At 71.6% G+C, this 24,559-nt stretch carries 18 protein-coding genes; 2 read left to right on the plus strand and 16 right to left on the minus strand.

The genetic code is table 11. The features are described 5' to 3' along the window. Positions 1-130 precede the first annotated feature (130 nt). The 6 genes from ftsH to nsdA all read right to left on the minus strand — a co-directional run bounded on the left by ftsH (position 131) and on the right by nsdA (position 10,048). Complete coding sequence (ftsH, locus tag ACWCSV_RS05540) at positions 131-2,059, minus strand: ATP-dependent zinc metalloprotease FtsH (protein WP_451138783.1); 1,929 nt, start codon at positions 2,057-2,059, stop codon at positions 131-133. Between the two features lie 269 nt (positions 2,060-2,328). Continuing rightward, positions 2,329-3,885, minus strand: a complete 1,557-nt coding sequence (gene ffh, locus ACWCSV_RS05545) for a signal recognition particle protein (RefSeq protein ID WP_327178228.1) — start codon at positions 3,883-3,885, stop codon at positions 2,329-2,331. Between the two features lie 175 nt (positions 3,886-4,060). Then, entirely contained in the window at positions 4,061-6,511 is a 2,451-nt protein-coding gene (locus tag ACWCSV_RS05550; RefSeq protein WP_451138784.1) for a [protein-PII] uridylyltransferase, read from the minus strand. Between the two features lie 31 nt (positions 6,512-6,542). Beyond that, positions 6,543-6,881 carry a P-II family nitrogen regulator gene (locus tag ACWCSV_RS05555; RefSeq protein ID WP_299533529.1) on the minus strand — a complete coding sequence of 113 codons (339 nt, stop codon included), beginning with the start codon at positions 6,879-6,881 and terminating at the stop codon, positions 6,543-6,545. Beyond that, on the minus strand, positions 6,878-8,227 hold the full coding sequence (locus ACWCSV_RS05560; RefSeq protein ID WP_451138787.1) for an ammonium transporter: 1,350 nt from the start codon (positions 8,225-8,227) through the stop codon (positions 6,878-6,880). Before ACWCSV_RS05560 ends, ACWCSV_RS05555 begins: the two co-directional genes overlap by 4 nt. A 345-nt stretch (positions 8,228-8,572) precedes the next feature. After that, positions 8,573-10,048: a transcriptional repressor NsdA gene (gene nsdA / locus ACWCSV_RS05565; RefSeq protein WP_451138789.1), complete on the minus strand. Its 1,476-nt coding sequence runs from the start codon at positions 10,046-10,048 to the stop codon at positions 8,573-8,575. A 450-nt stretch (positions 10,049-10,498) separates the two neighbouring features. Between nsdA and ACWCSV_RS05570 the strand changes: the two genes are divergently transcribed. Next, positions 10,499-11,146 carry a bifunctional DNA primase/polymerase gene (locus ACWCSV_RS05570; protein WP_450772902.1) on the plus strand — a complete coding sequence of 216 codons (648 nt, stop codon included), beginning with the start codon at positions 10,499-10,501 and terminating at the stop codon, positions 11,144-11,146. Between the two features lie 83 nt (positions 11,147-11,229). Here ACWCSV_RS05570 and ftsY read toward each other — a convergent pair whose 3' ends face one another. From ftsY to ACWCSV_RS05595, 5 genes are all read right to left on the minus strand, one after another. Next, on the minus strand, positions 11,230-12,432 hold the full coding sequence (gene ftsY, locus ACWCSV_RS05575) for a signal recognition particle-docking protein FtsY (RefSeq protein WP_451138791.1): 1,203 nt from the start codon (positions 12,430-12,432) through the stop codon (positions 11,230-11,232). 228 nt (positions 12,433-12,660) lie between these two features. Continuing rightward, positions 12,661-14,079, minus strand: a complete 1,419-nt coding sequence (locus tag ACWCSV_RS05580; protein ID WP_451138793.1) for a sugar porter family MFS transporter — start codon at positions 14,077-14,079, stop codon at positions 12,661-12,663. A 208-nt stretch (positions 14,080-14,287) separates the two neighbouring features. Next, a complete protein-coding gene (locus ACWCSV_RS05585; RefSeq protein ID WP_451138795.1) occupies positions 14,288-18,037 on the minus strand; it encodes an AAA family ATPase in 3,750 nt (1,249 codons plus the stop codon). Between the two features lie 460 nt (positions 18,038-18,497). Beyond that, positions 18,498-18,707, minus strand: a complete 210-nt coding sequence (locus ACWCSV_RS05590) for a hypothetical protein (protein ID WP_275491857.1) — start codon at positions 18,705-18,707, stop codon at positions 18,498-18,500. 438 nt (positions 18,708-19,145) lie between these two features. Beyond that, on the minus strand, positions 19,146-19,427 hold the full coding sequence (locus ACWCSV_RS05595; RefSeq protein ID WP_451138797.1) for an acylphosphatase: 282 nt from the start codon (positions 19,425-19,427) through the stop codon (positions 19,146-19,148). A 166-nt stretch (positions 19,428-19,593) separates the two neighbouring features. Between ACWCSV_RS05595 and ACWCSV_RS05600 the strand changes: the two genes are divergently transcribed. Then, positions 19,594-20,508, plus strand: a complete 915-nt coding sequence (locus ACWCSV_RS05600; protein ID WP_451138799.1) for a CAP domain-containing protein — start codon at positions 19,594-19,596, stop codon at positions 20,506-20,508. Positions 20,509-20,588: 80 nt separating this feature from the next. On the opposite strand, the gene mutM is transcribed toward ACWCSV_RS05600, so the two are convergent. The 5 genes from mutM to ACWCSV_RS05625 all read right to left on the minus strand — a co-directional run bounded on the left by mutM (position 20,589) and on the right by ACWCSV_RS05625 (position 24,550). Then, positions 20,589-21,446 (minus strand): bifunctional DNA-formamidopyrimidine glycosylase/DNA-(apurinic or apyrimidinic site) lyase, encoded by an 858-nt coding sequence (mutM, locus tag ACWCSV_RS05605; protein ID WP_451138801.1) that lies wholly within the window; start codon positions 21,444-21,446, stop codon positions 20,589-20,591. Between the two features lie 132 nt (positions 21,447-21,578). Continuing rightward, the gene (rnc, locus tag ACWCSV_RS05610) at positions 21,579-22,403 is read right to left on the minus strand and encodes a ribonuclease III (RefSeq protein WP_386886188.1); all 825 of its coding nucleotides are present in this window, start codon (positions 22,401-22,403) and stop codon (positions 21,579-21,581) included. A gap of 19 nt (positions 22,404-22,422) precedes the next feature. Continuing rightward, a complete protein-coding gene (gene rpmF, locus ACWCSV_RS05615) occupies positions 22,423-22,596 on the minus strand; it encodes a 50S ribosomal protein L32 (protein ID WP_003965982.1) in 174 nt (57 codons plus the stop codon). A gap of 2 nt (positions 22,597-22,598) precedes the next feature. Then, entirely contained in the window at positions 22,599-23,207 is a 609-nt protein-coding gene (locus ACWCSV_RS05620) for a YceD family protein (RefSeq protein ID WP_451138803.1), read from the minus strand. Between the two features lie 239 nt (positions 23,208-23,446). Then, positions 23,447-24,550: a cell division initiation protein gene (locus tag ACWCSV_RS05625; RefSeq protein WP_451138805.1), complete on the minus strand. Its 1,104-nt coding sequence runs from the start codon at positions 24,548-24,550 to the stop codon at positions 23,447-23,449. Positions 24,551-24,559 lie beyond the last annotated feature (9 nt).

Consider the following 24,559-nt stretch of genomic DNA (forward strand, 5'->3'; position numbering starts at 1 on the left):
CGCTCCCGGCAGCGGGCGTGCGAGTGGCGGACGGGACGGTCCGTCGCCCCTCGCACGCTTCCGCGCCCCATCTGGTCGATGGCGTGGCGCTGCCCAGCGGGGCGGTCCGCCCCGTGCACCGGGCGCCCGCTCACGCCGGATGCGGCTTCTCCAGCCGGGTGATCCCCGCGGCGCGGTACGCCTCCGCCTCCTCCAGCGTCTCGTTCGCCAGCAGCGCCTCGGCGAGCGAGTCGAGCCGGTCGCGGTTCTCCCGCAGCAGCCGGCAGGCGTCCTCGTAGCACTCGTCGACGATGCGCCGCATCTCTTCGTCGATCGCGTCCAGCGTGGCGGGCGCCGCCGACAGGCCGTACGCCTGCTGGGCGTCGGCCGGGATGGCCGTGAGGCGGCCGACCCGGTGGCTCATCCCCCAGCGTCCGACCATGCCGCGCGCCAGGCTGGTGACCTGTTCCAAGTCGCTCTCGGCGCCCGTGGTGATCACGTCGTAGACCACGTGCTCCGCGGCCATGCCGCCGAGGGCGCCGATGATCCTGCCGCGCAGGTAGTCCTCGGTGTACGCGTACTTGTCGGCGTCCGGGGTGGAGAGCGTCACGCCCAGGGCCCGGCCGCGCGGCACGATGGTGACCTTGCGCACCGGGTCGGCGCCCGGCTGGAGCATGCCGAGCAGGGCGTGGCCGCTCTCGTGGTACGCGGTCCTGCGGCGCTCCTCCTCCGGCATGACCAGCGGGCGTTCGGCGCCGAGCTGGACCTTCTCCAGAGCCTGGGAGAGGTCTGTCTGCTCCACTTCGGAGCCCTTGCGCTTGACGGCGAGCAGCGCCGCCTCGTTGGCCAGGTTGGCGAGATCGGCGCCGGTCATGCCGGGGGTGGAGCGGGCCACCCGGGACAGGTCGACGTCGTCGGCGAGCGGGATCTGCCGGGTGTGGATCTTCAGGATGGCCTCGCGGCCGCCGCGGTCCGGCGGGCTGACCTGCACGATGCGGTCGAACCTGCCGGGCCGGGTGAGGGCGGGGTCGAGGACGTCGGCCCGGTTGGTCGCGGCCAGCACGACCACACCCTCCGAGCCGGAGAAGCCGTCCATCTCGGTGAGGATCTGGTTGAGGGTCTGCTCGCGTTCGTCGTGGCCGCCCATGCCGGCGCCGCCGCCCCGGACGCGCCCGATGGTGTCGATCTCGTCGATGAAGACGATGGCGGGCGCGACCTTGCGGGCCTCTGCGAAGAGTTCGCGCACCCGGCCGGCGCCCACGCCCACGATCATCTCGATGAACTCGGAAGCCGACGCGGAGAAGAACGGCACCCCGGCCTCCCCCGCGACGGCGCGCGCCAGCAGCGTCTTGCCGGTGCCGGGCGGACCGGCGAGGAGGACCCCGCCGGGCATGCGGGCGCCCATCTTCCGGTAGGCGTCCGGGTTCTTCAGGAAGTCGACGACGTCGTTGAGCTCGCCCTCCACCTCGTCGATGCCGGCCACGTCGGCGAAGGTCGTGCGGGTGCCGCTCTCCAGGGCGACCGGCTTGGGCGGTGCCTTGCGTCCGAAGCCGCCCATGCCGCCGCCGGGGCCGCCGCGCGACATCCGCCGGGCGATGAACACCCAGAGCAGGACGAGGAGCAGCATCGGCGCGAGCGAGATCAGCAGGTTGGCGAGGAAGCTGCGCTGCTGGACGACGGGCTCGGCGGTGACGGTGACGTCGTCGTCGACCAGTTCGTCCCAGAGGTTGTCGTCGGCGAAGGCGGGCCGCTGGGTGGTGAACTTGGTGTACTCGGTGTCCTCGCCGGGGACCTTCGCCTTCTTCTTCAGCTCGCCCTGGATGGCGTCGCCCTTGGAGTAGATCTTGGAAACGTTCCCGGCGCCGACCTGCTTGGTGAACTCGGTGTAGGCGATGGTCGGCTCGTCGTCGCCGTTGAAGAAGGAGAGCACCAGGTTGGCGAGGAGATAGACGATCAGCGCGGTGAGCAGCAGCCGCCCCCAGCCGCCCGGCATCTTCCGGCGCTGCGGTGCGGGCGGGGGTGCGCCCTCGGAGCGCCAGGGCTGGTCGGGGCGATCGCGGGGAGGTACGGGGGTGGTCACACGCTCTCCTCTGCCGACGACCGTGAGTGGCGACATTCGCGACATTAGGGGAGAAAACGCGCCGAAGCTCCCGGAGAGTCCACTCCATGGGCCGTACGCGGCATGCCGGAGCGAGCGGTCCCCGGGCCGTACGCGGCACGCCGAGCGCGCCGTACGCGGCACAGCACACCGATCCGGGCGTGCACGGCATGCCGAAGGGGCGCGCACCATCGCGGTGCGCGCCCCTTCGGACGTACTGCTACGCCTGGGAGACAGGCGTCCCGCAGTGGTCAGCCCATGAACTTCTTGAACTCGTCCGGCAGCTCGAAGTCCTTGCCCGGCGCACCCTGGTCCGGCACGCCGAAGGCGTTGCCCTGGGCGGCCGCCTGCTCGCGGCGCTCCGCGGCGGCCTGCTCCTCGGCCTTGCGCTTCATCGGGTTGCCGCTCTTGCGCTTGCCCTTGGCCTGCTTGATCTGCTTCTTCTGCCGGCCGGGGCCGCCACCCATGCCGGGCATCCCCGGCATGCCGGGCATGCCGCCGCCCTGGGCCATCCGCGACATCATCTTGCGGGCCTCGAAGAAGCGCTCCACGAGGTTCTTCACCGCGGAGACCTCGACGCCCGAGCCCTTGGCGATACGGGCCCGGCGCGAGCCGTTGATGATGGTCGGCTCGGCGCGCTCCTTGGGCGTCATCGACTTGATGATCGCGGCGGTGCGGTCGACGTCGCGCTCGTCGATGTTGGCGATCTGGTCCTTGATCTGCCCCATGCCGGGCAGCATGCCGAGCAGCTTGGAGATGGATCCCATCTTGCGGACCTGCTCCATCTGCGCCAGGAAGTCGTCGAGCGTGAAGTCCTTGCCCTTGCTCGACGCCAGCTTGGAGGCCATTTTGGCGGCCTCTTCCTGGCTGAACGTCTTCTCCGCCTGCTCGATGAGGGTGAGCAGGTCACCCATGTCGAGGATGCGGGAGGCCATGCGGTCCGGGTGGAAGGCGTCGAACTCGTCGAGCTTCTCGCCGTTGGACGCGAACATGATCTGCTTGCCCGTGACGTGGGCGATCGACAGGGCGGCACCACCGCGGGCGTCGCCGTCGAGCTTGGAGAGCACCACGCCGTCGAAGCCGACGCCGTCGCGGAAGGCCTCGGCGGTGTTGACCGCGTCCTGGCCGATCATCGCGTCGACGACGAAGAGGATCTCGTCCGGGCTGACGGCGTCGCGGATGTCCGCGGCCTGGCGCATCAGCTCCTGGTCGATACCGAGGCGGCCCGCGGTGTCGACGATGACGATGTCGTGGACCTTGTTCTTGGCGAACTCGATGGAGTCCTTCGCCACCTGCACCGGGTCGCCGACGCCGTTGCCCGGTTCCGGCGCGTACACGGCGACGCCCGCGCGCTCGGCGACGACGCTCAGCTGGTTGACGGCGTTGGGGCGCTGGAGGTCACAGGCGACGAGGAGCGGGGAGTGCCCCTGTCCCTTGAGCCAGAGGCCGAGCTTTCCGGCGAGGGTGGTCTTACCGGCACCCTGGAGGCCCGCGAGCATGATCACGGTGGGCGGGTTCTTCGCGAACCGCAGCCGCCGGGTCTCCCCGCCGAGGATGGAGACGAGCTCCTCGTTGACGATCTTGACGACCTGCTGGGCCGGGTTCAGCGCTCCGGAGACCTCGGCGCCGCGCGCCCGCTCCTTGACGTTGGCGATGAAGGCACGGACCACCGGAAGCGCGACGTCCGCCTCGAGCAGGGCGATACGGATCTCGCGAGCCGTGGCGTCGATGTCCGCCTCGGACAAGCGGCCCTTGCCCCGGAGGTTCTTGAAAGTCGCGGCAAGGCGGTCGGAGAGAGTATCGAACACGGCGCTCGTCGGTCCTCAGGGTCGGGGGCGTGGCAGGTCGCCTACTAGAGTATCCGGCCCGGACGAGCGGCCGTCCTCGCCGGTGGCGATCGGTGCGGAGCGGGGAAGCGAGCACGGGCACGGCCCGGCGGGCGGGGGAGCGGCCGCGCCCCTCCCCCGCCCGCCGGCCCGCCCCTCAGCGGAGTGCGGTCTCCAGCGACTTCGCCACGGTGGCGGCCTCCTCGTCGGAGAGGACCGTCCCGTCGGTACGCGTGACGTAGAGGGTGTCCACCGCGTTGGCGCCGAGCGTCGCGACGTGGGCCGAGCGCACCCGTACCGCGCTGTCCTCCAGCGCCTGGCCGATCCGGTGCAGCAGCCCTGGGGCGTCCTGCGCGCGGACCTCGATGACCGTGGCCTGCCGGGAGGCGGCGGACGCGACCGTGACCCGGGGCGGCGGGGCCTTGATGCCGCGCCGCCGGGGATAGGCGGATTCCCGTTCGGCGAGGCGGGCCTGGATGTCGAGCGTCCCGTCGAGCACCCGCAGCAGGTCGGCGCGGAGGCGGGACGCCTGCGGCAGCGAGCCGTACTCGGCGGCCACCCGCCAGCTGAGCAGCAGGAGGTCGGCGGACTCGCCCAGCTCGGTGGGGAGCTCGACGGCGCGCAGGTCGGCGGCGCGGACGGTGAGGCGGTGCAGGGCGAGCACTCCCGCGACGGCGGGCAGCACGCCCGGCCGGTCGGGCAGCGCGATGAGGAGTTCCACGCCGACCGGGCCCGGTTCGCCCGACTCGGAGGGCGGTTCGGGCTGGGTGTGCAGGGCGAGGACGGGTTCGCGGGTGCGCAGCGCCTCGATGGCGAGGCGCTCCTGTTCGGCGTCGGGGACGGCGGGGCCGGGGTCGGCGGGTGCCTCTCCGGCCAGTACGGCGGCCACCCGCCCGACGAGGTCGTCGACGAGGGAGGCGCGCCAGGTGCTCCAGGCGGCCGGCCCGGTGGCCAGTGCGTCGGCCACGGTGAGCGCGTGGAGCAGCTCCAGGGTGGAGAGGGAGCCGACGGCCTCGGCGACCGCGGTGACGGTGTCGGGGTCGTCCAGGTCGCGGCGGGTCGCGGTCTCGATGAGCAGCAGGTGCCGGCGTACGAGGGTGGCGATGACGGCGACGTCGGCCTTGTCGAAGCCGATGCGGGTGGCCATGTCCCGGGCGATGACCTCGCCGGCGACGGAGTGGTCGCCCGGCCAGCCCTTGCCGATGTCGTGCAGCAGGGCGGCGACCAGCAGCAGGTCGGGGCGCCCGACCCGGCGGGTCAGGGAGGCGGCGCGGACGGCCGTCTCGACGAGGTGGCGGTCGACGGTCCAGGTGTGGACGGCGTTGCGCTGGGGCCGGCAGTGGACCCGTTCCCAGTCGGGCAGCAGCCGGGTGACGATGCCCTCGGCTTCGAGGGCCTCCCACACCGCGACGGTCGCCTCGCCCGCGCCGAGCAGGGTGACCAGCTCCTCGCGGGCCTCGGGGGGCCAGGGCACGGAGAGGGGTGCGGCCGCTCCGGCGAGATGGCGTACGAGGTGGCGGGAGAGCGGGAGCCCGGATTCGGCGGCGGCGGCCGCGGCCCGCAGCGTCAGTACCGGGTCGCGCTCGGGGCGTGCCGAGCGGGCGAGGACGACCTCGCCGTCCGCCTCGACGACTCCTTCGGCGAGGGGGGTGCGCTCGGGGGCGGGTTTGGCGCCGCCGAGCATGGCGCGGAGCCGGGGGCGCATAGAGCGGGCGCGCAGGACCCGGTCGACCTCGCGCCAGGTGACGTCGGAGGCGTACGAGACGGTGCGGGCGGCCTCGTACACCTGGCGGAGCAGGGCGTCGGCGTCGAGCAGGCCGAGCGCGGCGGCGACCTGGTCCTGTTCCTGGAGGGCGAGCCGGTCGGTGGCCCTTCCGGTCACGAGGTGCAGGGCGTCGCGGGTGTCGAGGAGGACGCGGCGGGCTTCGACGAGCCCCTCGCGGGGGGCGTCGGCCACCCAGGAGGCGGCGACGGCGCGCAGGGCGGTGGCGTCGCGGAGGCCGCCGCGGGCCTCCTTGAGGTCGGGTTCGAGGAGGAACTGAAGCTCGCCCATGCGTTCGGCCCGCTCCTGGCAGAGCTCGTGGAGGGCGGGGAGCCGCTTGGGGGCCTGGTTGCGCCAGTCGGCGAGGACGTGGGTGCGCAGGGCGGTGACGAGGCCCACGTCGCCGGCGACCGCGCGGGCGTCCAGCAGGCCGAGGTGGACCTTGAGGTCGTCGGCGGTCGCCTTGCGGGCCTCCGCCGGGGTGCGTACGGAGTGGTCGAGCGCGAGGCCCAGGTCCCAGACGGGGTACCAGATGCGGTCCGCCAGGGCGGAGACGGCCGCGGCCTCGGCCGAACCGTCGTGCAGCAGGAGGAGGTCGAGGTCGCTGCGCGGGGAGAGTTCGCCCCGGCCGTAGCCGCCGACGGCGACGAGGGCGGCACCGCGTACCCCCGCGTGTTCGGCGGCGGCGGTGAAGAGGGCGTTCAGCCAGTCGTCGGTGAGGCCGGCCAGGGCCGAACGGCGCGGCGGCCCGGACCGCGTCTCCTGCTGGAGGAGGCGCAGCCGGGCCGCCGCATAGCCGCTGGGTCCCGAGTCTTCGGATTCGGTGGTCACTTCGGTACTCGTCACCCAGTTGCCTTCCGTTCCACGGGCGTCGGTGTCAGAGAGCGTCCGGGCCGCGTTCGCCGGTCCGTACCCGGACCGCCGTGTCGACCGGCACGCTCCAGACCTTGCCGTCACCGATCTTGCCGGTCCGGGCGGCCTTCACGACGACGTCGATGAGCTGTTCGGAGTCCTCGTCCTCGACCAGGACCTCGATGCGGATCTTCGGTACGAGGTCGACGGTGTACTCGGCACCGCGGTAGACCTCGGTGTGGCCGCGCTGGCGTCCGTAGCCACTGGCCTCGGTCACGGTCAGCCCCTGGACGCCGAAGGCCTGGAGGGCCTCCTTGATCTCGTCCAGCCGGTGGGGCTTCACGACCGCCGTGATGAGCTTCATGCGTCCACCTTCTTGTTCGGAGCTGCCGGGGTGTCCAGGACCGGTGCCGCGGTACGGGAGGCCGCGCCGCCGCCGGCTCCGCTGAAGTCGTACGCGGTCTCGGCGTGCTCGACCTGGTCGATGCCGGAGATCTCGTCGTCCTCGGTGACCCGCATTCCGATCGTCTTGTCGACGAGGAAGGCGAGGACCGCGGACACCACCAGAGAGTAGGCCAGGACGGAGAAGACTCCTACGGCCTGCTTGCCGAGCTGGTCGAGGCCGCCGCCGTAGAAGAGGCCCTTGGCGTCGGACTGGACGCCGCCGGTGGCGAAGAAGCCGATGAGCAGCGAGCCGACGACACCGCCGACGAGGTGGACGCCGACGACGTCGAGCGAGTCGTCGTAACCGAACTTGTACTTCAGGCCGACCGCCATGGCGCACAGGACACCGGCGATGACGCCGACGGCGATGGCGCCGAGCGGGCTGACCGCACCGCCCGAGGGGGTGATGGCGACGAGTCCGGCGACGGCGCCGGAGGCGGCACCGAGGGTGGTGAAGGAGCCGTGGCGCAGCTTCTCGTAGCCGAGCCAGGCGAGCATCGCGGCGGCGGTGGCGACCTGCGTGTTGACGAACATCACGGCGCCCACGCCGTCGTCGTTGCCCAGCCAGGAGCCGGCGTTGAAGCCGAACCAGCCGAACCACAGAAGACCGGCGCCGAGCATGACGAGCGGCAGGCTGTGCGGGCGCATCGGGTCACGCTTGAAGCCGACGCGCTTGCCGATCACGAGGATCACACCGAGGGCCGCGGCACCGGCGTTGATGTGGACGGCCGTACCGCCGGCGAAGTCGATGACGCCCAGCTCGAAGAGCCAGCCGCCGGCGCCCCAGACCCAGTGGGCGACCGGGAAGTAGACCACGGTGACCCAGAGGGTGATGAAGAGCGCCCAGGCGGTGAACTTCACGCGGTCGGCGAGGGCGCCGCTGATCAGTGCGGGGGTGATGATGGCGAACATCAGCTGGAAGACGGCGAAGACGTACACCGGGATGGTGTAGCCGTCCCAGAGCTCGGTCAGACCGATGCCGCTGAGTCCGACGTAGTCGGAGGACCAGCCGATGATGGAGCCGGAGTCGGTGCCGAACGCGAGGCTGAATCCGTAGAGCACCCACAGGATCGTCACGATCCCGAGGCTGATGAAGCTCATCATCAGCATGTTCAGGCTGCTCTTGACGCGGACCATGCCTCCGTAGAAGAAGGCCAGGGCCGGGGTCATGAGCATCACCAGGGCCGAGCAGATGAGCATGAACCCGGTGTTGGCGGCAGACAGCTGAGGGGTGTCTGCGGCAAGCGTCGTGATGCCTGGGGGCATCGGCGTCTCCTCGTCGTCGGAGCGGCCGCGGCGTGCGGGGGAAGGCTGCGGGACCACTGGGAAAAGGTGCGGTTCCTTATGCGCCATGAGATTGGCGGAGCACCGTTTCCACGGATGCCGCTCGGTGTTTCGCCGCAGTGACGAAGCCGCCGGGAGTGTTACGTCGGCATGAACCCGGAGCGACGTAACCGGTGTCCCGCCTACCATGCGGTCCATGCCGCATACGGTGCGGTTGAAGTCCCGCGACACGCGAACCGGCCACGGCGGCCCCCCGCCGACCTGGCACGGAGGGGCCCGGCCGGTGGTACGGGACGGTCGCCGCGGCCGCTGGGCGCGGGGGCCGGGTCAGACCGCTTCGGCGGTCTCCGGCAGCTGCTCGCTGAGCACCTCGGTGAGGTGCGCGACGTCGGCCACGTCACCGAAGTCCCTGGCAGCGGCGTCGACGGTCTTGCGCAGACGGGTGTTGACGCGCTCGGAGCGGACCTTCTTGGCGACGTCCAGCGCCTGGCCGGCCAGTACCGTGGCCTGCTCGGGCTCGCGCTGGAGCAGATGGACGGTGGCCATGCCGATGAGGTTGAGCGCGTAACTGCGGCAGTGCTCGTCGTCCTCGGCGAAGAGCTTGACGGCCCTGGCCATGACGGGCTCGGCGAGCGAGGCGTACGTGGGGCTTCGGCCGGCGACATAGGCCAGGTCACGGTAGGAGTGGGCGTTCTCGCCGTTGAGCTCGGCCTCGGAGAAGAACTTGATCCAGTCGGGCTCGGGCTCGTCGTCCAGACCCGCGTCGAGGAAGGTGTCCTCGGCCATGCGGACCGCGCGCTTGCACTTTCCGGGCTGGCCCATGTTGGCGTAGGCGCGGGCCTCCATCGCATACAGCATCGCCTGGGTGCGGGCCGTCGCGCATTCACGGCTGCCGTACTGGGCGAGGTGGATGAGCTCCAGGGCGTCGTCCGGGCGGCCGAGGTGGATCATCTGGCGGCTCATGCTGGAGAGGATGTACGAACCCAGCGACTTGTCGCCGGCCTCCTTCGCCGCGTGCAGGGCGAGGACGAAGTACTTCTGCGCGGTGGGCTGGAGACCGACGTCGTAGCTCATCCAGCCCGCCAGTTCGGCGAGTTCGGCGGCGCATCTGAAGAGCCGGACCGCGGTGGCGGCCGGCTGGGGCTCCTGCAACAGGTCGGTGACCTCGTGGAGTTGGCCGACGACGGCCTTGCGGCGCAGTCCGCCGCCGCACTGCGCGTCCCACTGGCGGAACATCGCCGTGGTGGACTCCAGCAGGTCGAGTTCGGGCTTGGAGAGGCGGGACGGGCGGCGGGCGGCGGCGGGCGACTCGGGTTCGGCCGGCCCGGCGGGGGCGACGGGCACCAGCCAGCGCTGCATGGGCTCGATCAGCGCGGGTCCCGCCGCGAGCTGGAGCGAGGAGCCCAGGAACCCGCGGCGGGCGAGCATCAGGTCGCTGCGGGAGAACTCGCTGAGCAGGGCGACGGTCTGCGGGCCCGCCCAGGGCAGGTCCACCCCGGACACGGAGGGCGACTGGTGGGCGGTCCTCAGCCCGAGGTCCTCCACGGCGACGACGCTGCCGAAGCGCTCCGAGAAGAGTTCGGACAGGATGCGGGGGATCGGCTCGCGGGGCTGTTCGCCGTCGAGCCAGCGCCGCACGCGCGAGGTGTCGGTGCTGATGTGGTGGGCGCCCATCTGGCGGGCGCGCCGGTTGACCTGGCGGGCGAGCTCACCCTTGGACCAGCCGCTGCGCACGAACCATGATCCCAATTGCGCGTTGGGACGCTTTCCGGCATTCGTATCGCCTGCGCCACTGCCACTCACCGGTACGCCCCCACTCTCGCCGAAACCTCTTCGCGCGAACCTCTGCCCAGCAAAGGGCTGTCCCAGAATGCCGTAACCAGGTACCGCCCGTACGGAAGTTGCCCGTCATCGAACAAGAAATCGGGTTGCCACCGGCATACCCGTGGGTGCTCATACTTCCAGAGTCCGTGTACCGACGGTAATCCTACGATCACCCTTGCCGCGAGGGCGAATTCAGAAACGCCACCATTCGCCACCCCCTCGCTCGAACCCGTCCGGGGCGAGGCGCGCTTGACTTGACAGGCGCCGAACAACAGGGGCGTGAAGGAGTGTTCAGGGTGGTGCGGATCGGCTCGCACCACCACCGGGCGCTCCAGTGCGCCGCCCATTCGGGGCGGCCACGGGCGGGTTGCCGGACCACGGGACCCGCCGTCACGTAACCATCGGCGCGCCGGACCCGTTGGAGGGGGCATGGGCTTCACGATCGGCGGCATCCGCGAGCGGCGGTCCGGGTCGCGGCGACGCGACCGTACGGCCGGGAGCACGGCCGTGGCGGAGTACACGGGACTGTGGGGGTGGGCCGTACGGCCCGGGGCCCGCGCACGGACCGGCTCCTGCTCCTGCGGCGACCGGCGCTGCGCCGCACCCGGCGCCCATCCGCTGGAGTCCGCCCGCGAAGTTCCCGCCGGAGCCTCCCTGGACGACGCGGCATGCGCCTGGGCCGAGGTCCCGGGAGCCTCGATGATGCTGCCGGTGGGCCGTGCCTTCGACATCCTGGAAGTGGCGGAGGCGGCCGGCCGGCGGGCACTGGTCCGCCTGGAGCGGATGGGGCTGCCGCTCGGTCCGGTGGCGGTGACCCCGGACGGCCGGGCCCAGTTCTTCGTCGCCCCGGGAGCCGCCGCCCAGCTTCCGGAGCTGCTGTACCGGATGGGCTGGGACGACGCCCCGCTGGACCTGCGCGCCCTCGGGCCGGGCACCCACATCACGGCGCCGCCCTGCGACCTCGGCGGCCTCGGCCCGGTGCGCTGGCTGCGCCCTCCGGCCCTGGACACGGCGGCCGCTCCCCCGCCGGCCCGGCTGCTGCTGGGCACCCTGGCGTACAGCTGCCACCGCACCTGAAGCCGCGAGCGAAAACGCCGATGGGCGGCGGTCCCCGGTCGGGGCCGCCGCCCATCGGCGTATGTGCGGGTCGCGGAGAGCGGTCAGTCGCCGATCAGCGCGTCCACGAAGGCGCCCGGCTCGAATGGGGCCAGGTCGTCCGGACCCTCGCCGAGCCCGATGAGCTTCACCGGGACGCCCAGCTCGCGCTGGACGGCGATGACGATTCCGCCCTTGGCGGTGCCGTCGAGCTTGGTCAGGACGATGCCGGTGATGTCCACGACCTCGGCGAAGACGCGGGCCTGGACCAGTCCGTTCTGGCCGGTGGTGGCGTCGAGCACGAGCAGGACCTCGTCGAGCGGGCCGTGCTTCTCCACGACGCGCTTGACCTTGCCGAGCTCGTCCATCAGGCCGGTCTTGGTGTGCAGCCGGCCGGCCGTGTCGATGAGCACGACGTCCGCGCCCTCGGCGATGCCCTCCTTCACGGCGTCGAAGGCGATCGACGCGGGGTCGCCGCCCTCGGGGCCGCGTACCGTACGCGCTCCGACGCGCTCGCCCCAGGTCTGGAGCTGGTCGGCGGCGGCGGCACGGAAGGTGTCGGCCGCGCCGAGGACCACGCTGCGGCCGTCCGCGACGAGCACGCGGGCGAGCTTGCCGGTGGTGGTGGTCTTGCCGGTGCCGTTGACGCCGACGACCATGACGACGCCCGGGGTCTCGGCGCCGCCCTCGGTCCTGACCTCGCGGTCGAAGTCGGGGCTCAGCAGGGTGATCAGCTCTTCGCGCAGCAGCGCGCGGAGCTCCTCGGGCGTCCGGGTGCCGAGGACCCGGACACGTTCGCGCAGCCGCTCGACGAGCTCCTGGGTGGGGGCGACGCCGACATCGGCGGTGAGGAGGGTGTCCTCGATCTCCTCCCAGGTGTCCTCGTCGAGGTTGTCCCGGGAAAGGAGCGTGAGCAGCCCCTTGCCGAGGGAGTTCTGCGAGCGGGCGAGCCGGGCCCGGAGCCGTACGAGACGGCCCGCGGTGGGCTCGGGGACGTCGAGGGCGGGGGTCTCCTCGGCGGCGGACGGAGCCTCCGCGGCGGGGGCCTCGGTGTCCGGGGTTCCGGCGTCCTCGGTGGTGCGCCGCGCTTCGTCGCGCGGCGCCTCGGACTCCTCACCGGCACGGGGTCCGGCGGGAGGAGTGATGGTCGGCGTGCTCGACGGTGCCGAGGGCGGCAGCTGCTTCTTCTTGCGGCTGCTGACCACGAGCCCGCTGATCAGGCCGACAGCGACCAGGGCGATGACTACAGCAAGGATGAGGATTTCCATAACCCGTCCAGTATCGGCCACGGGCGCGGCCGGGGAGCTGCCTCGGACAGCCCCTTCGCATCCGATGCACCACTTTGCACCTTTTGGCCGTCATGGGGTGAGCGGGGACACGAGGGACACGACACCCGGACCGCGCCGGGAAACGCCGCCGCCCCGGCCGGAGCCGGGGCAGCGGGGAGAGTGCGGGCGGGCGGTGCGGGCGGCCCGCCGTGCGGGCGGTGCGGGCGGTCAGCCCATCTCCTCCAGGGCCTTGCCCTTGGTCTCCTTCACGAACAGCACCACGAAGGGGATCGAGAGGGCGGCGAAGCAGGTGTAGATGATGTACGTCGCCGAGAGGTTCCAGTCCGCCAGGCTCGGGAAGCTCGCGGTGATGGCCCAGTTCGCGATCCACTGCGCGGACGCCGCGACACCCAGGGCCGCCGCGCGGATGCGGTTGGGGAACATCTCGCCGAGGAAGACCCAGACGATGACACCCCAGGAGAGGGCGAAGAAGAGCACGAAGACGTGGGCGGCGATCAGCGCCACGGTGCCTTCGGTGTTGGGCAGCTTCCCGTCGACCAGCTTGGCGGAGAAGGCCCACGCCTCGAAGGCCAGCGCGATGGCCATGCCGATGGAGCCGGTGAGGGCGAGCGGCTTACGGCCCACCCGGTCGACCAGGACCATCGCGATGACCGTACCGATGATGTTCACGATCGAGGTCGTGAACGAGTAGAAGAAGGAGTCCGTCGGGTCGATGCCGACCGACTGCCACAGCGTCGCCGAGTAGTAGAAGGCGACGTTGATGCCGACGAGCTGCTGGAAGACCGACAGTCCGATACCGACCCAGACGATGGGCAGGAAGCCGAAGCGGCTGCCCAGCAGGTCCTTGAAGGAGGACTTGTGCTCGCGGTGCATCGCCGTCTCGATCTCGGTGACGCGGGCGTCCAGGTCGACGTTCTTCCCCTCCACCTCGGAGAGGATCTTGCGGGCCCGGTCCTTCTTCCCGACCGAGATCAGGTAGCGGGGCGACTCCGGGATGGCGAAGGAGAGCAGCCCGTACAGGACCGCGGGCACCACCATCACGCCGAGCATCCACTGCCAGGCCTCCAGCCCGCCGATCTTGCCGCGCTGGTCGCCGTCGGCGATCTGGAGGATGCCGTAGTTGACCAGCTGCGAGATGGCGATGCCGATGACGATCGCGGCCTGCTGGAAGGAGCCGAGCCGGCCGCGGTAGGCGGGCGGCGAGACCTCGGCGATGTAGGCGGGGCCGATGACGGAGGCCATGCCGATGCCGAAGCCGCCGATGATGCGCCACATCGCCAGGTCCCAGAGCGCGAAGGGGAGAGCCGAACCCACCGCGCTGATCGTGAAGAGCACCGCGGCGATCTGCATGCACCGGATACGGCCGATGCGGTCGGCGATGCGTCCCGCCGTCGCGGCACCGATGGCACAGCCGATCAGCGCGATGGCGATGACCTGGGCGAGGGTCCCCGACCCGATGTCGTACCGGTCACGGATGGCCTCGACGGCCCCGTTGATCACGGAACTGTCGTAGCCGAACAGGAAACCGCCCATCGCGGCGGCGGCCGTGATGAAGATGACGTGCCCGATGTGGTCCGGGTGAGCCCCCCTGGCTCCGGACTCCGGTCCTTGCACTCTGCTGGTCACATGAACTCCTGGTGCCTGCCCGCAATGTCAGACGTGGACGGATGAGCCCTTTAAGTGGCGCATACGAAACCGTTCGCCACCACTTGAATACGCAGGGGATGCGCCGGAGACCATCCGTCCACTCGTTGAATTCGGGCTCGTACGGAAGTCGACACCTACCCGGGCATCCTCCATTCGCGTGAAGCAGCCCGGGGAATTGCGTGAAGATTCAGCGAAGACGCTGACTGATGACTTTCGATACACCGTCACCCTGCATGGAAACCCCGTACAGCGCGTCGGCGACCTCCATCGTCCGCTTCTGATGCGTGATCACGATCAGCTGGGAGCTTTCCTGGAGCTCTTCCATAATGCGGATGAGCCGCTGCAGATTGGTGTCGTCGAGGGCCGCCTCCACCTCGTCCATCACGTAGAACGGGCTCGGCCTGGCCTTGAAGATGGCGACCAGCAGGGCAACCGCCGTCAGGGACCGCTCACCGCCGGAGAGCAGCGACAGACGCTTCACCTTCTTGCCCGGCGGGCGTGCCTCCACATCGACGCCGGTGGTGAGCATGTGCTCCGGATCGGTGAGGATCAGCCGTCCGTCACCGCCCGGGAAGAGCCGGGAGAAGACGCCCTCGAACTCGCGGGCGGTGTCCCGGTACGCCTCGGTGAAGACCCGCTCGACCCGCTCGTCGACCTCCTTCACGACCTGGAGGAGGTCGGCCCTGGTCTTCCTCAGGTCGTCGAGCTGCTCGGCGAGGAACTGGTGCCGCTCCTCCAGCGCGGAGAACTCCTCCAGCGCGAGCGGATTCACCTTCCCGAGTTGCTGGTAGGCCCGTTCGGCCGACTTCAGCCGCTTCTCCTGCTCGGCCCGGACGAAGGGCCGGGGCTGGTTGCGCGGGTGCTCCGGGTCCTCGGGCAGCTCCTCGCCCTCGGCCGGGGGCGACGGGGGCACCGGCCGGCCGGGGCCGTACTCGGCCTCCAGCGCCGCCGGCTCCACCCCCAGCTCCTCCAGCGCCTTCGCCTCCAGCTGCTCCACGCGCATCCGCTTCTCGGCGCCCAGCACCTCGCCCCGGTGAACCGAGTCGGTGAGCTTGTCCAGCTCCCCCTTGAGGTCCCGGCCCGCGGCCCGGGCGGCGGAGAGCGCGTTCTCGCCCTCGGCCTTCGCCGCCTCGGCCGCCGCCCGCTCCTCCTGCGCCCGTACGACGGACACCTCGACGTGCGCGAGCAGCTGGCGGGCGCCCGAGGCCACGGCCGCGGCCACCGACACCTCGTGGCGCAGCCGGGCGCGGCGCCGCTCGGCGCGGGCGCGGGCCTCGCGTTCGGCCCTGGCTCCCCGGTCGAGGGAGTCGGCCCGGCCCGTAAGGCCCTTCACCCGCTCCTCGTGGGTCCGGACCTGGAGGCGGGCCTCCATCTCGGTCTGGCGGGCGTTGGCCCCGTCCGCCGCGAGCCGGTCGCGCCGCGCGGTGTCCGGCTCCTCCTCCAGGGGCGTCTCCTCGGCGACCAGCAGCCGCTCGGCCAGCACCTCGGCCTCCTCGGTGGCGCGCTCCAGTGCCTCCTGGGCGCGGGCCGCGGAGGAGGCGGTCCGTTCGGCCTCGCCGGCCGCGCCCCGGGCCTGTCCGGCGAGCCGGCCGAGTTGCTGGGCCACCTGGGACTTCTCCCGGTCCGCCGTCCTGCGGCGCTCCTCCAACGCCTCGACGCGGGCGGCGGCTTCCTTGCGCCGCTCGCCCGCCAGGCGCTGGGCCTCGGCGAGTTCCTCGCAGCGCACGACGAGCGCGGCCAGTCCGGCGGCGGCCTCGTCGACGGAGGCCTGCACCTCCAGCAGGCTGGGAGCCCCGGCGGAGCCGCCGTGCGCGAAGTGGGCGGAGAGCACATCGCCCTCGCCGGTGACGGCGGTGAGTCCCGGTCCGGCGGCGACGAGCCGCTCGGCGTCCTCCAGCGTCTCCACCACGACCATGTCCCGGGTCAGCGTCCGTACGGCCTCCATGAGCCCGGCCGGCGCGCGCACCAGCCCGGCGACCGGCCGGGCGGTGCCGGTAAGGACACCCGTGCCGGTGTCGTACGTTCCCGTACCGTCCGGCTCACCGAGGGATACGGACGCGGGGACGGCCGACGCGGCGGCGACGGCCTGCGGGGGAACCCCGGCGGGGTGTCCCGGCGCGTGGTCACCGCCCTGCGCCGGAACCCGCCCGGCTTCCCCGTACGCGCCTGGGAGCGGCTCCGCACCGCCGCCCGGCTCCGGGTCGGCGAGCGAATCCTTCGTACCCCCGAGCAGCAGTGCGGCGCGGCCCGCGTCCTGTGCGCGGAGCAGCCGGATCGCCTCGGCGGCCGCCGCGGTCCCGGTCACCGCGACCGCGTCGGCCGCCGCTCCGAGTGCGGCGGCCACCGCCACCTCGTACCCGGGCTCGACGTCGAGGAGGCGGGACGCGGGACCGAGCAGTCCGGCCAGCCGGTCCCCCGCACCAAGCAGCACCCCGGTGCCGTCCTTGCGGCGCAGCCCGAGGGCGAGGGCATCGTGGCGGGCCGCGGTGGCGGCCCGGCCCCGTTCCGCCTCGGTCGCGGCGTCGCGCGCCGCGCCGTGCGCGGTCTGCGCCGCCGCGAGGTCCCGCCGCGCGTTCGCGTGCTCTTCGGCCAACCGGTCGTCGTCCGCGTCGAGTCCGTCGACCTCGGCCTTGAGCTGCTCGTACTCCTCCTGGGCCGCCGCGGCCCGTTCCCGCGCCCCGTCCCGGGAGTCGGCGAGGCGGCCGATCTCGGCCTGGGCGGCGGCGGCCCGGCTGCGGGCGGCGTTGACCTGGCCGCCGAGCCGGGCGAGGCCTTCCCTGCCGTCCGCCAGGGCTCGCGCTGCGTCCTTGAGCCGGCGCTCCTCGGAGGCCAGTTCGCGTTCCAGCTCGGCCCGGTGGGCGGCGGTGTCCTCCAGCGCGTGTTCCGCGGCCTCCAGGGCGGCGGTCAACTCCGCTTCCTGCTCGCGGATCCGGGCGGCCTCGCGCTCCATCTCCTCGGGGTCCCGTCCGCGCCGCTCCTCCTCCGGTGCGGCGGCGGCGCTCTTCACCCGGGCGTCCGCGAGCGAGACGGTGCCCCTGACCCGTTCGGCCAGTTGCGACAGCTCGTACCAGCTCTGCTGGGCGCGTTGGAGGCGCGGGGCGAGGCGGCGGACCTCGTCCTCCAGCTCGGCCTCGCGGGCCAGGGCTTCCTTGAGGCGCGCCTCGGCGGACTCCTTGCGGCGTTTCAGCTCGGCCTCGTCGGCGATCTCCTCGCGCAGCGCGTCCCGCAGGGTCACCAGGTCGTCGGCGAGCAGCCGCAGCCGTGCGTCGCGCAGGTCGGCCTGGATGACCGCGGCCCGCCGGGCGACGGCGGCCTGCCGGCCGAGTGGCTTGAGCTGTCTGCGGAGTTCCTCGGTGAGGTCCTGGACGCGGGCGAGGTTGGCGCCCATCGCGTCGAGTTTCCGCAGCGCCTTCTCCTTGCGCCTGCGGTGTTTGAGGACCCCGGCGGCTTCCTCGATGAACGCCCGGCGGCCCATCGGGTCGGCGTGCAGGACGGAGTCCAACTGGCCCTGGCCGACGATGACATGCATTTCGCGGCCGATGCCGGAGTCGGAGAGGAGCTCCTGGATGTCGAGCAGCCTGCAGGTGTCGCCGTTGATCTGGTACTCGCTGCCGCCGTTGCGGAACATGATCCGGGTGATCGTCACCTCGGCGTACTCGATGGGCAGCGCGCCGTCCGAGTTGTCGATGGTCAGCGAGACTTCGGCGCGGCCGAGCGGCGGGCGGCCGGTCGTCCCGGCGAAGATCACGTCCTCCATCTTGCCGCCCCGCAGCGATTTGGCCCCCTGTTCACCCATGACCCAGGAGAGCGCGTCCACCACATTGGACTTGCCCGACCCGTTGGGGCCGACGACGCAGGTGATCCCCGGCTCGAAGCGCAGTGTAGTGGCGGAGGCGAACGACTTGAAACCGCGCAGGGTCAGGGCCTTGAGGTGCACGCCGCCGGACTCTACCTTTCGCACACGGTTTCACCGCTGAGGGTGCAGGGCACATCTGACGTTAACCGCACCACTGATCGGCCCGGGAAAAGGGATGCGGGGCAGGGGGACACGGCGGGGGCGGACCCGGTGCGCGGATTGACGCCGGTTGACGCACGTCGGTGCGGGTTGACGCACGGGGGAAGGAAAGCGCGAGGGGGAAAGAAAGAAGGGACGCCGAAGCGTCCCTGGTGAAGCGTGGAGCGTCTGCGAACCCGTACCGGGGAGCGGTCCTGTGGTCCAGGTCCGTCCCGTGGTCGAGGTCCGCGGATCGTCCCGCACGGCGGATCAGTGGCCGGACAACCGTGATCGCGGGCGATCACGAAGTCCGGTACCGCCGATCCGCGGTGAGGAGATCAAGAAACGCTCCCGGGCCGCCGATGAGGAGTGCGGGCCCGGCCGGCCCCCTGCGGGCGACCGGTCAGGTCAGAGCGGGCTCTGCCTGGGGTACATCGATGTCGATGCTGTCGAGCAGCGACTGGTGCTGGGCGGCGGCGTTGAGCGCGTCGTTCTCGTCCTGGATCCGTACGAGCTCGGATTCCAGGTCCTGGACGCGCTTCTGGAGCCGTCGCATCTCGGCGAGGAGTCGCGGGTCGGAACCGCCGACGTAACCGAGAAGCGCCTTTGCCATGATGGATGGTCCTCCACACTGAGTGACCGACCGATGCGGTGTGGGTCGTGAGGGAATCGCACCCGCGGTGCCCGGCAGTGCTCTTGATCATCACTGCGGTTGCTGCGGAAACAGCCCTGTCGAACAGCTGAGGTGCGCGGGGATTTCAGAGTCTCACCAAAAAGTTTGACGGTCAACACGATCACACCCCGTGGGCGCCGCCATCACCGGGGCGGCCCGCCCGACGATCACGCGGACCGCAGCCGCCGGGCGATCGCCGAGCCCCGGCGATCTTGGCCAACCGGGTAGCTTCGCATGCCCGCGAGCCTTTGGCAACAACGGGGCTCCCCCGGACTCCGCCGCAGGTCACTCCGGGTGCCGCCGCCCCCGCACGCACTACCGCGGAGCGTCGCGGGCGCCGCGCGGAGGGCGCCCGGAACCCGACGCCCCACGCGCCGGTCACCGGATGGCGAACCCGTCGTAGCCGCCGCGCGGGGTGTCCCAGATCTCAGTGACTCCGTCCACGCGTCCGGGCGTGTCGTCGGACCGCAGCCAGTCCAGCAGACGGTGGCAATTCTCACGTGGTCCCTCGGCGACGACCTGCACCCGGCCGTCGTCCAGATTGAGGGCGAAGCCGGCCAGCCCCCCGATCTCCAAAGCGTTTGCCCTGGTGAACCAGCGGAACCCTACTTGCTGTACTCGGCCGCGTACCCACACCACGAGTCGTGCATCTTCGCTCATACGGAAACGCTAACCGGGCCGGGTCGCCCGAAGCCTCTCGCAGCCGTTCCGTCATGGCGTACAGTCCGGTCGCAATGACCTCACCCCATCGGGTGAGTACCACGGACTCGATGACGTCCCCGGAGACCTCGGGGCCGGCCCGAACGGCATGAGGAAGGCACAGCGCATGGGACGCCACCGACGATCCGCCGCAGGCGCCGCCGCTGACGAGACCGCCCCGGTGCCCTCCGGAGGACGGCACGGCGGCGGTGCCCGCCGGACGAAGCGCCGGGTACCCCTGCCGGTACGCGCCGGGCTGCTCGGGGTCTCCGCGGCGGTGGCGGTCGGCGCGGTCGCGGCCGCCTCCGGCATGCTCCCGGGCGGGGCGACGTACGGCCTGAGCGACAGCTCGCACGCCGACCGCGCGGACTCCGGCGGCGCCCCGGACCTGCTCACGCAGGGCACCGCGAGCGCCGACCCGACGGGCCGTACCGCCGCCACCCCGGCGAGCCGGGGCAGCGAGCGCCCCGGGGCCCCGTCGAAGCCGGCCTCGCCCTCCCCCTCCGCGTCACCCTCGGAGAAGACCACGAGCCCGACGCCGTCGCCCACCCCCTCCGTGACCAGGACGACCACCGCCCCGGCACCGGCGAAGTCCGCCGCCCCCGCGACACCGGCGCCCACCACCCCGGCCGCCTCCGCGACCGAGGAAGCGAAGCCGGCCGCCGGCACCTCCGTCCAGACGCAGGTACTGACCCTGGTCAACCAGGAGCGCGCGACAGCCGGCTGCAGCCCGCTGACCCTCAGCTCCTCACTGACCTCGCTCGCCCAGAGCTTCAGCCAGGACATGGCGGCCCGTGACTTCTTCGACCACACGGACCCGGACGGCGACACCCCCTGGGACCGCGCGGCGGCGGCCGGGATAACCAACCTCGGCGGCGAGAACATCGCCCGCGGCCAGGCGGACGCCCAGGCCGTGATGGACAGCTGGATGAACAGCGAGGGCCACCGGGCAAACATTCTCAACTGCGATTACACGACCATGGGCCTCGGCGTCTACATCGCCGACGGCGGCCCGTGGTGGACGCAGGACTTCGGCTTCTGACGCAGGCAGCCCGACCGGCTCCCCGAGGGTGCGGCGCTTCCCGGTCCGGGGGGCGCCATATCCGTAGGCGTCCCCGTCCCTCACCGCCCCCGCGGCACCCGCTGGCAGTTCGGGCAGAAGTAGCTGGAGCGGTTCATCCAGGGGCTCCGGCGCATCGGGGTTCCGCAGCGGTGGCAGGGCTCGCCCTCGCGGCCGTACGCGTCGAGCGAGCGGTCGAAGTAGCCGGATTCGCCGTTCACGTTGACGTACAGGCTGTCGAAGCTGGTGCCGCCCTGGGCGAGCGCCGCGTTCATCACGTCCCGGACGTGGCCGAGCAGTTCGGCGGACTTCGGGCGGGTGAGGGTCGCGGTGGGGCGGTCGTAGTGGAGCTTCGCGCGCCAGAGCGCCTCGTCCGCGTAGATGTTGCCGACGCCGCTGATCAGCGACTGGTCGAGCAGGGCCCGCTTGACCGTCGTACGGCGCAGGCGCAGCGCGGTGTGGAAGGCGGCGTCGTCGAAGGCGGGGTCGAGGGGGTCGCGGGCGATGTGCGCGATGACGTCGGGGAGCCCGTCCGGAGTGGTGGGGTGCAGCGAGAGCCCGCCGAAGGTGCGCTGGTCGACGAAGCGCAGATCGGTGCCGAGGGTGTCGGCGAACCGCATCCTGATCCGCAGGTGCTTCTCGGTCGGGGCGTCGCCGGGCCGCACCAGCAGCTGACCGCTCATCCCGAGGTGGCCGAGGAGGGAGACGGGCTCCTCCTCCAGCGGGATCCACAGGTACTTGCCGCGCCGCATCGCCGCGCCGAAGCGCATCCCGCGCAGCCGGGCCGCGAAGTCCACCCCGCCCGCGAGGTGCCGGCGCACCGCGCGCGGGTGGAGGACCTCCACCTCGGAGACGGTCCGGCCGGCGACCCAGCGCTCCAGACCCCGGCGTACGACTTCGACCTCGGGCAGCTCGGGCACGGTGACGCTCCTCCAGGAACAGGGACACCAGGGGCACGGAAACGCACGGAACAACCGTACGGAGACGCACGGACCGTACGGGAAATGCCGTGACCCCCCGGCGCACAGGGCACCGGGGGGTCACGAACGGGGTCAGGCCGGAGCGACGTCCGTGTTCTGCGGGGGGTCGGCAGGGGTGTCGGCGGCCCCTGCGTCGGCCGCGGACTTCTCCGCGGTCGCCCTCGCTTCGGCGGCGGCGCTGATCTCGCGCCAGGCGGACTCGGCCGCCTGCTGCTCCGCTTCCTTCTTGCTACGACCGGTGCCGGTGCCGTACGAGACACCACCGACGCGAGCGGCAGCAGTAAAGATCTTCTCGTGGTCCGGGCCGGTCTCCGTGACGAGGTACTCGGGGACTCCGAGACCCTCGCTGGCGGTGAGCTCCTGGAGGCTGGTCTTCCAGTCCAGGCCGGCGCCGAGGTTCGAGGACCTGTCGATGAGCGGGTCGAAGAGCCGGTGGACCAGCTCCGAGGCCGCGTCGAGGCCCTGATCGAGATAGACCGCGCCGATCACCGCTTCAAGGGTGTCGGCGAGGATGGAAGCCTTGTCCCGGCCACCCGTGCCCTCTTCACCACGGCCGAGCCGGATGAAGGAACCGAGTTCTAGGCCGCGGCCCACTTCCGCGAGTGCACGTGAGTTGACCACCGCGGCCCGCAACTTGGCCAGCTGGCCTTCGGGCAGGTCGGGGTGGGTGCGGTACAGCGTGTCCGTGACCACCAGGCCGAGCACCGAATCCCCGAGGAATTCGAGCCGCTCGTTGGTGGGCAGACCGCCGTTCTCGTACGCGTACGAGCGGTGGGTCAGCGCACGCACCAGAAGGGCGGACTCAAGGTGATACCCGAGCCGCCCTTCCAGAAGCGTGTGGGACGAGGCTGTGTTGACGTTGTCTGCCTGCTTCTTGGCGTGGGACAACTCAGACATCGGGCCTCTCACCAGCCACTCAGACTTCGAGGACCTGGCGCTTGTTGTACGTGCCGCAGCTCGGGCACGCAATGTGCTGGAGCTTCGGCTCCTGGCAACGCTCGCACGAAACCAGGGTGGGGACCGCAGCCTTCCACTGCGACCGGCGGTGGCGCGTGTTGCTGCGCGACATCTTCCGCTTCGGAACAGCCACGGCTACTTCTCCTGCTTCTCGTCGACGCCAGGTTCGGCGCCGCCCATGTTGTCCTTCTCGCCGTCCTGAACGGTCTCGGCGAGTCCTTGCAGTGCCGCCCACCGGGGGTCGGCGGCATCGTGGTGGTGGCCAGGATTCTCGTCCAGCCTGATTCCGCATTCGGAACACAGACCGGCACAGGTCTCCGTGCACACCGGCTGCATCGGCAGTGCGAGCACTACCGCGTCACGCAGCACTGATTCGAGGTCGAACAAGCCGTCCTCAAGGAAAAACTCGTCCTCGTCGTCCTCGGCGTCGTCGGCCGGGTCCGCCGTCTTGCTGCGGCCCCGGTCGTCGGCGTCAGGGTACGAGAACATTTCCTGGAAGTCCGCTTCGACCTCGAAGGTCAGCGGCTCCAGACACCTTACGCACTCCCCCTCGGCGGTCGCACGGGCGGTGCCTGTGACGAGCACCCCTTCCATGACCGATTCGAGGCGGAGGTCCAACGCCAGCGGTGCGCCTTCCGGCACGCCGATGACGCCGTCGATACCCAGGTCCCTCGGTGCTTCCACCGAGCGGGTCAGCCGCTTCAGAGCACCGGGACGCCGACCCAGCTCGTGCGTATCGAACACGAGAGGATTGCGGTGGTCGAGGTGGCCGTTCAGGGCTTCTCCTGCTTTCGGGATTCGTGTGCATCGCACTGCGTCGGGAGGGGCCGGCCGTTCCGGAGTCGAAACGGGCAGCCGGGATCGCGGAGATACGCGCGACCGAGGAGCCAGGATACTTGACGTACCGCTCAGCACCCAATCCGGACCGGTCGGGCCGGCGGGAGCCGTGCGGGCGCCGGGGTCGCCGACCGGTCAGTGGCCGGTCAGTGACCCTGCTCGTACCGGCGCAGCTGCTCCAAGTCGATCATGCTGGTGTCGAAGAAGCTGGTCTCGTCGAGCGCCGGCTGCGACTGCTGGGGCAGCTGGGCCTGGGGCTGCTGGTCGGCCCAGCCGTACTCGGGCTGACCGGTCTGCGCGATCTGCCCCTGCTGCGGCTGGTACGCGCTCGGGTCGTACGCCTGCTGCTGGTAGGCGTACACGTCCTGCTGGGGCTGCTCGTAGCCGTCCTGCTGCGGCTGCTCGTAGCCGTACGGGTCCTGCCGGGCCGGCGGCGGGTAGTCGTAGCCCTGGGCGCCCTGGGCGTACTGGGGCCGCGCCGGGTAGTTCGGGGAGGCCTGCGGCGGCTCGGGGTCGGCCAGCTCGGCGAGGCCGGCCAGGTAGTCGGCGTCGCTGGTGTGGCCCTGGGCGCCCGCGGCGTCCTGGGCGGCCATGTGCGCGCCGAGGTCGTCGGTGGCCACCCGGCCGTGCAGCTTCTGCCGGCCGCGGCCGACCGCCTCCAGGGTCTTGCCGAGGACGGCCTCGAAGGCGCCGAGCTTGGTGTCGACGTACTCGTCGGCGCGGCGCCGGAGCGTCTCCGGGTCGGCGCTGCGCTCGGGGGCCTCGGCGAAGTCGGGGTCCTCGTAGCCCTGCTCGTCGATCCCCTCGCTCCGGCCGAGCAGCTTCTCGCGGCCGCGGTCCACGGAGCCGATGGTCTTGGTGAGGACGACCTCGAAGTTGGCGAGCTTGCTGTCGACGTACTCGTCGGCCTCCGCCTTGACCTCGGCGGCCTCGCGGCGGGCCTCGGCCAGGATGCGGTCGGCCTCGTCCTGGGACCGTACGACGACCTCGGTGCCGGAGATCAGCGAGCCGCGCTCGGCGTGGGCGGACTCGATGATCCGCTCCGCTTCCTGGCGCGCCCGGTCGACGAGCTGTTCGCTGCCGCCGATGACCTCCTCGGCGTGGGCCAGTGAGCCGGGCAGCGCTTCGCGGAGCTCTTCGAGCATCCCGAGCAGATCGGCGCGGTTGATCACGCACGAGGCCGACATGGGCATGGACCGGGCGTTCCCGACCGCCTCGACGATCTCGTCGAGCTTCTTCTGCACGTCCACCGTGTGCTC

The organism is Streptomyces sp. NPDC001770 (assembly GCF_053596135.1).

Bases quoted from the DNA above. Each gene is read 5' to 3' on its own strand.
- ftsY (WP_451138791.1), bottom strand. From the start codon at position 12,432: ATGGAAATCCTCATCCTTGCTGTAGTCATCGCCCTGGTCGCTGTCGGC.
- ACWCSV_RS05590 (WP_275491857.1), bottom strand. From the start codon at position 18,707: ATGGCAAAGGCGCTTCTCGGTTACGTCGGCGGTTCCGACCCGCGACTC.
- ACWCSV_RS05600 (WP_451138799.1), top strand. From the start codon at position 19,594: ATGGGACGCCACCGACGATCCGCCGCAGGCGCCGCCGCTGACGAGACC.
- ACWCSV_RS05560 (WP_451138787.1), bottom strand. From the start codon at position 8,227: ATGCCCCCAGGCATCACGACGCTTGCCGCAGACACCCCTCAGCTGTCT.
- rnc (WP_386886188.1), bottom strand. From the start codon at position 22,403: ATGTCTGAGTTGTCCCACGCCAAGAAGCAGGCAGACAACGTCAACACA.
- ACWCSV_RS05555 (WP_299533529.1), bottom strand. From the start codon at position 6,881: ATGAAGCTCATCACGGCGGTCGTGAAGCCCCACCGGCTGGACGAGATC.
- ACWCSV_RS05595 (WP_451138797.1), bottom strand. From the start codon at position 19,427: ATGAGCGAAGATGCACGACTCGTGGTGTGGGTACGCGGCCGAGTACAG.
- ACWCSV_RS05570 (WP_450772902.1), top strand. From the start codon at position 10,499: ATGGGCTTCACGATCGGCGGCATCCGCGAGCGGCGGTCCGGGTCGCGG.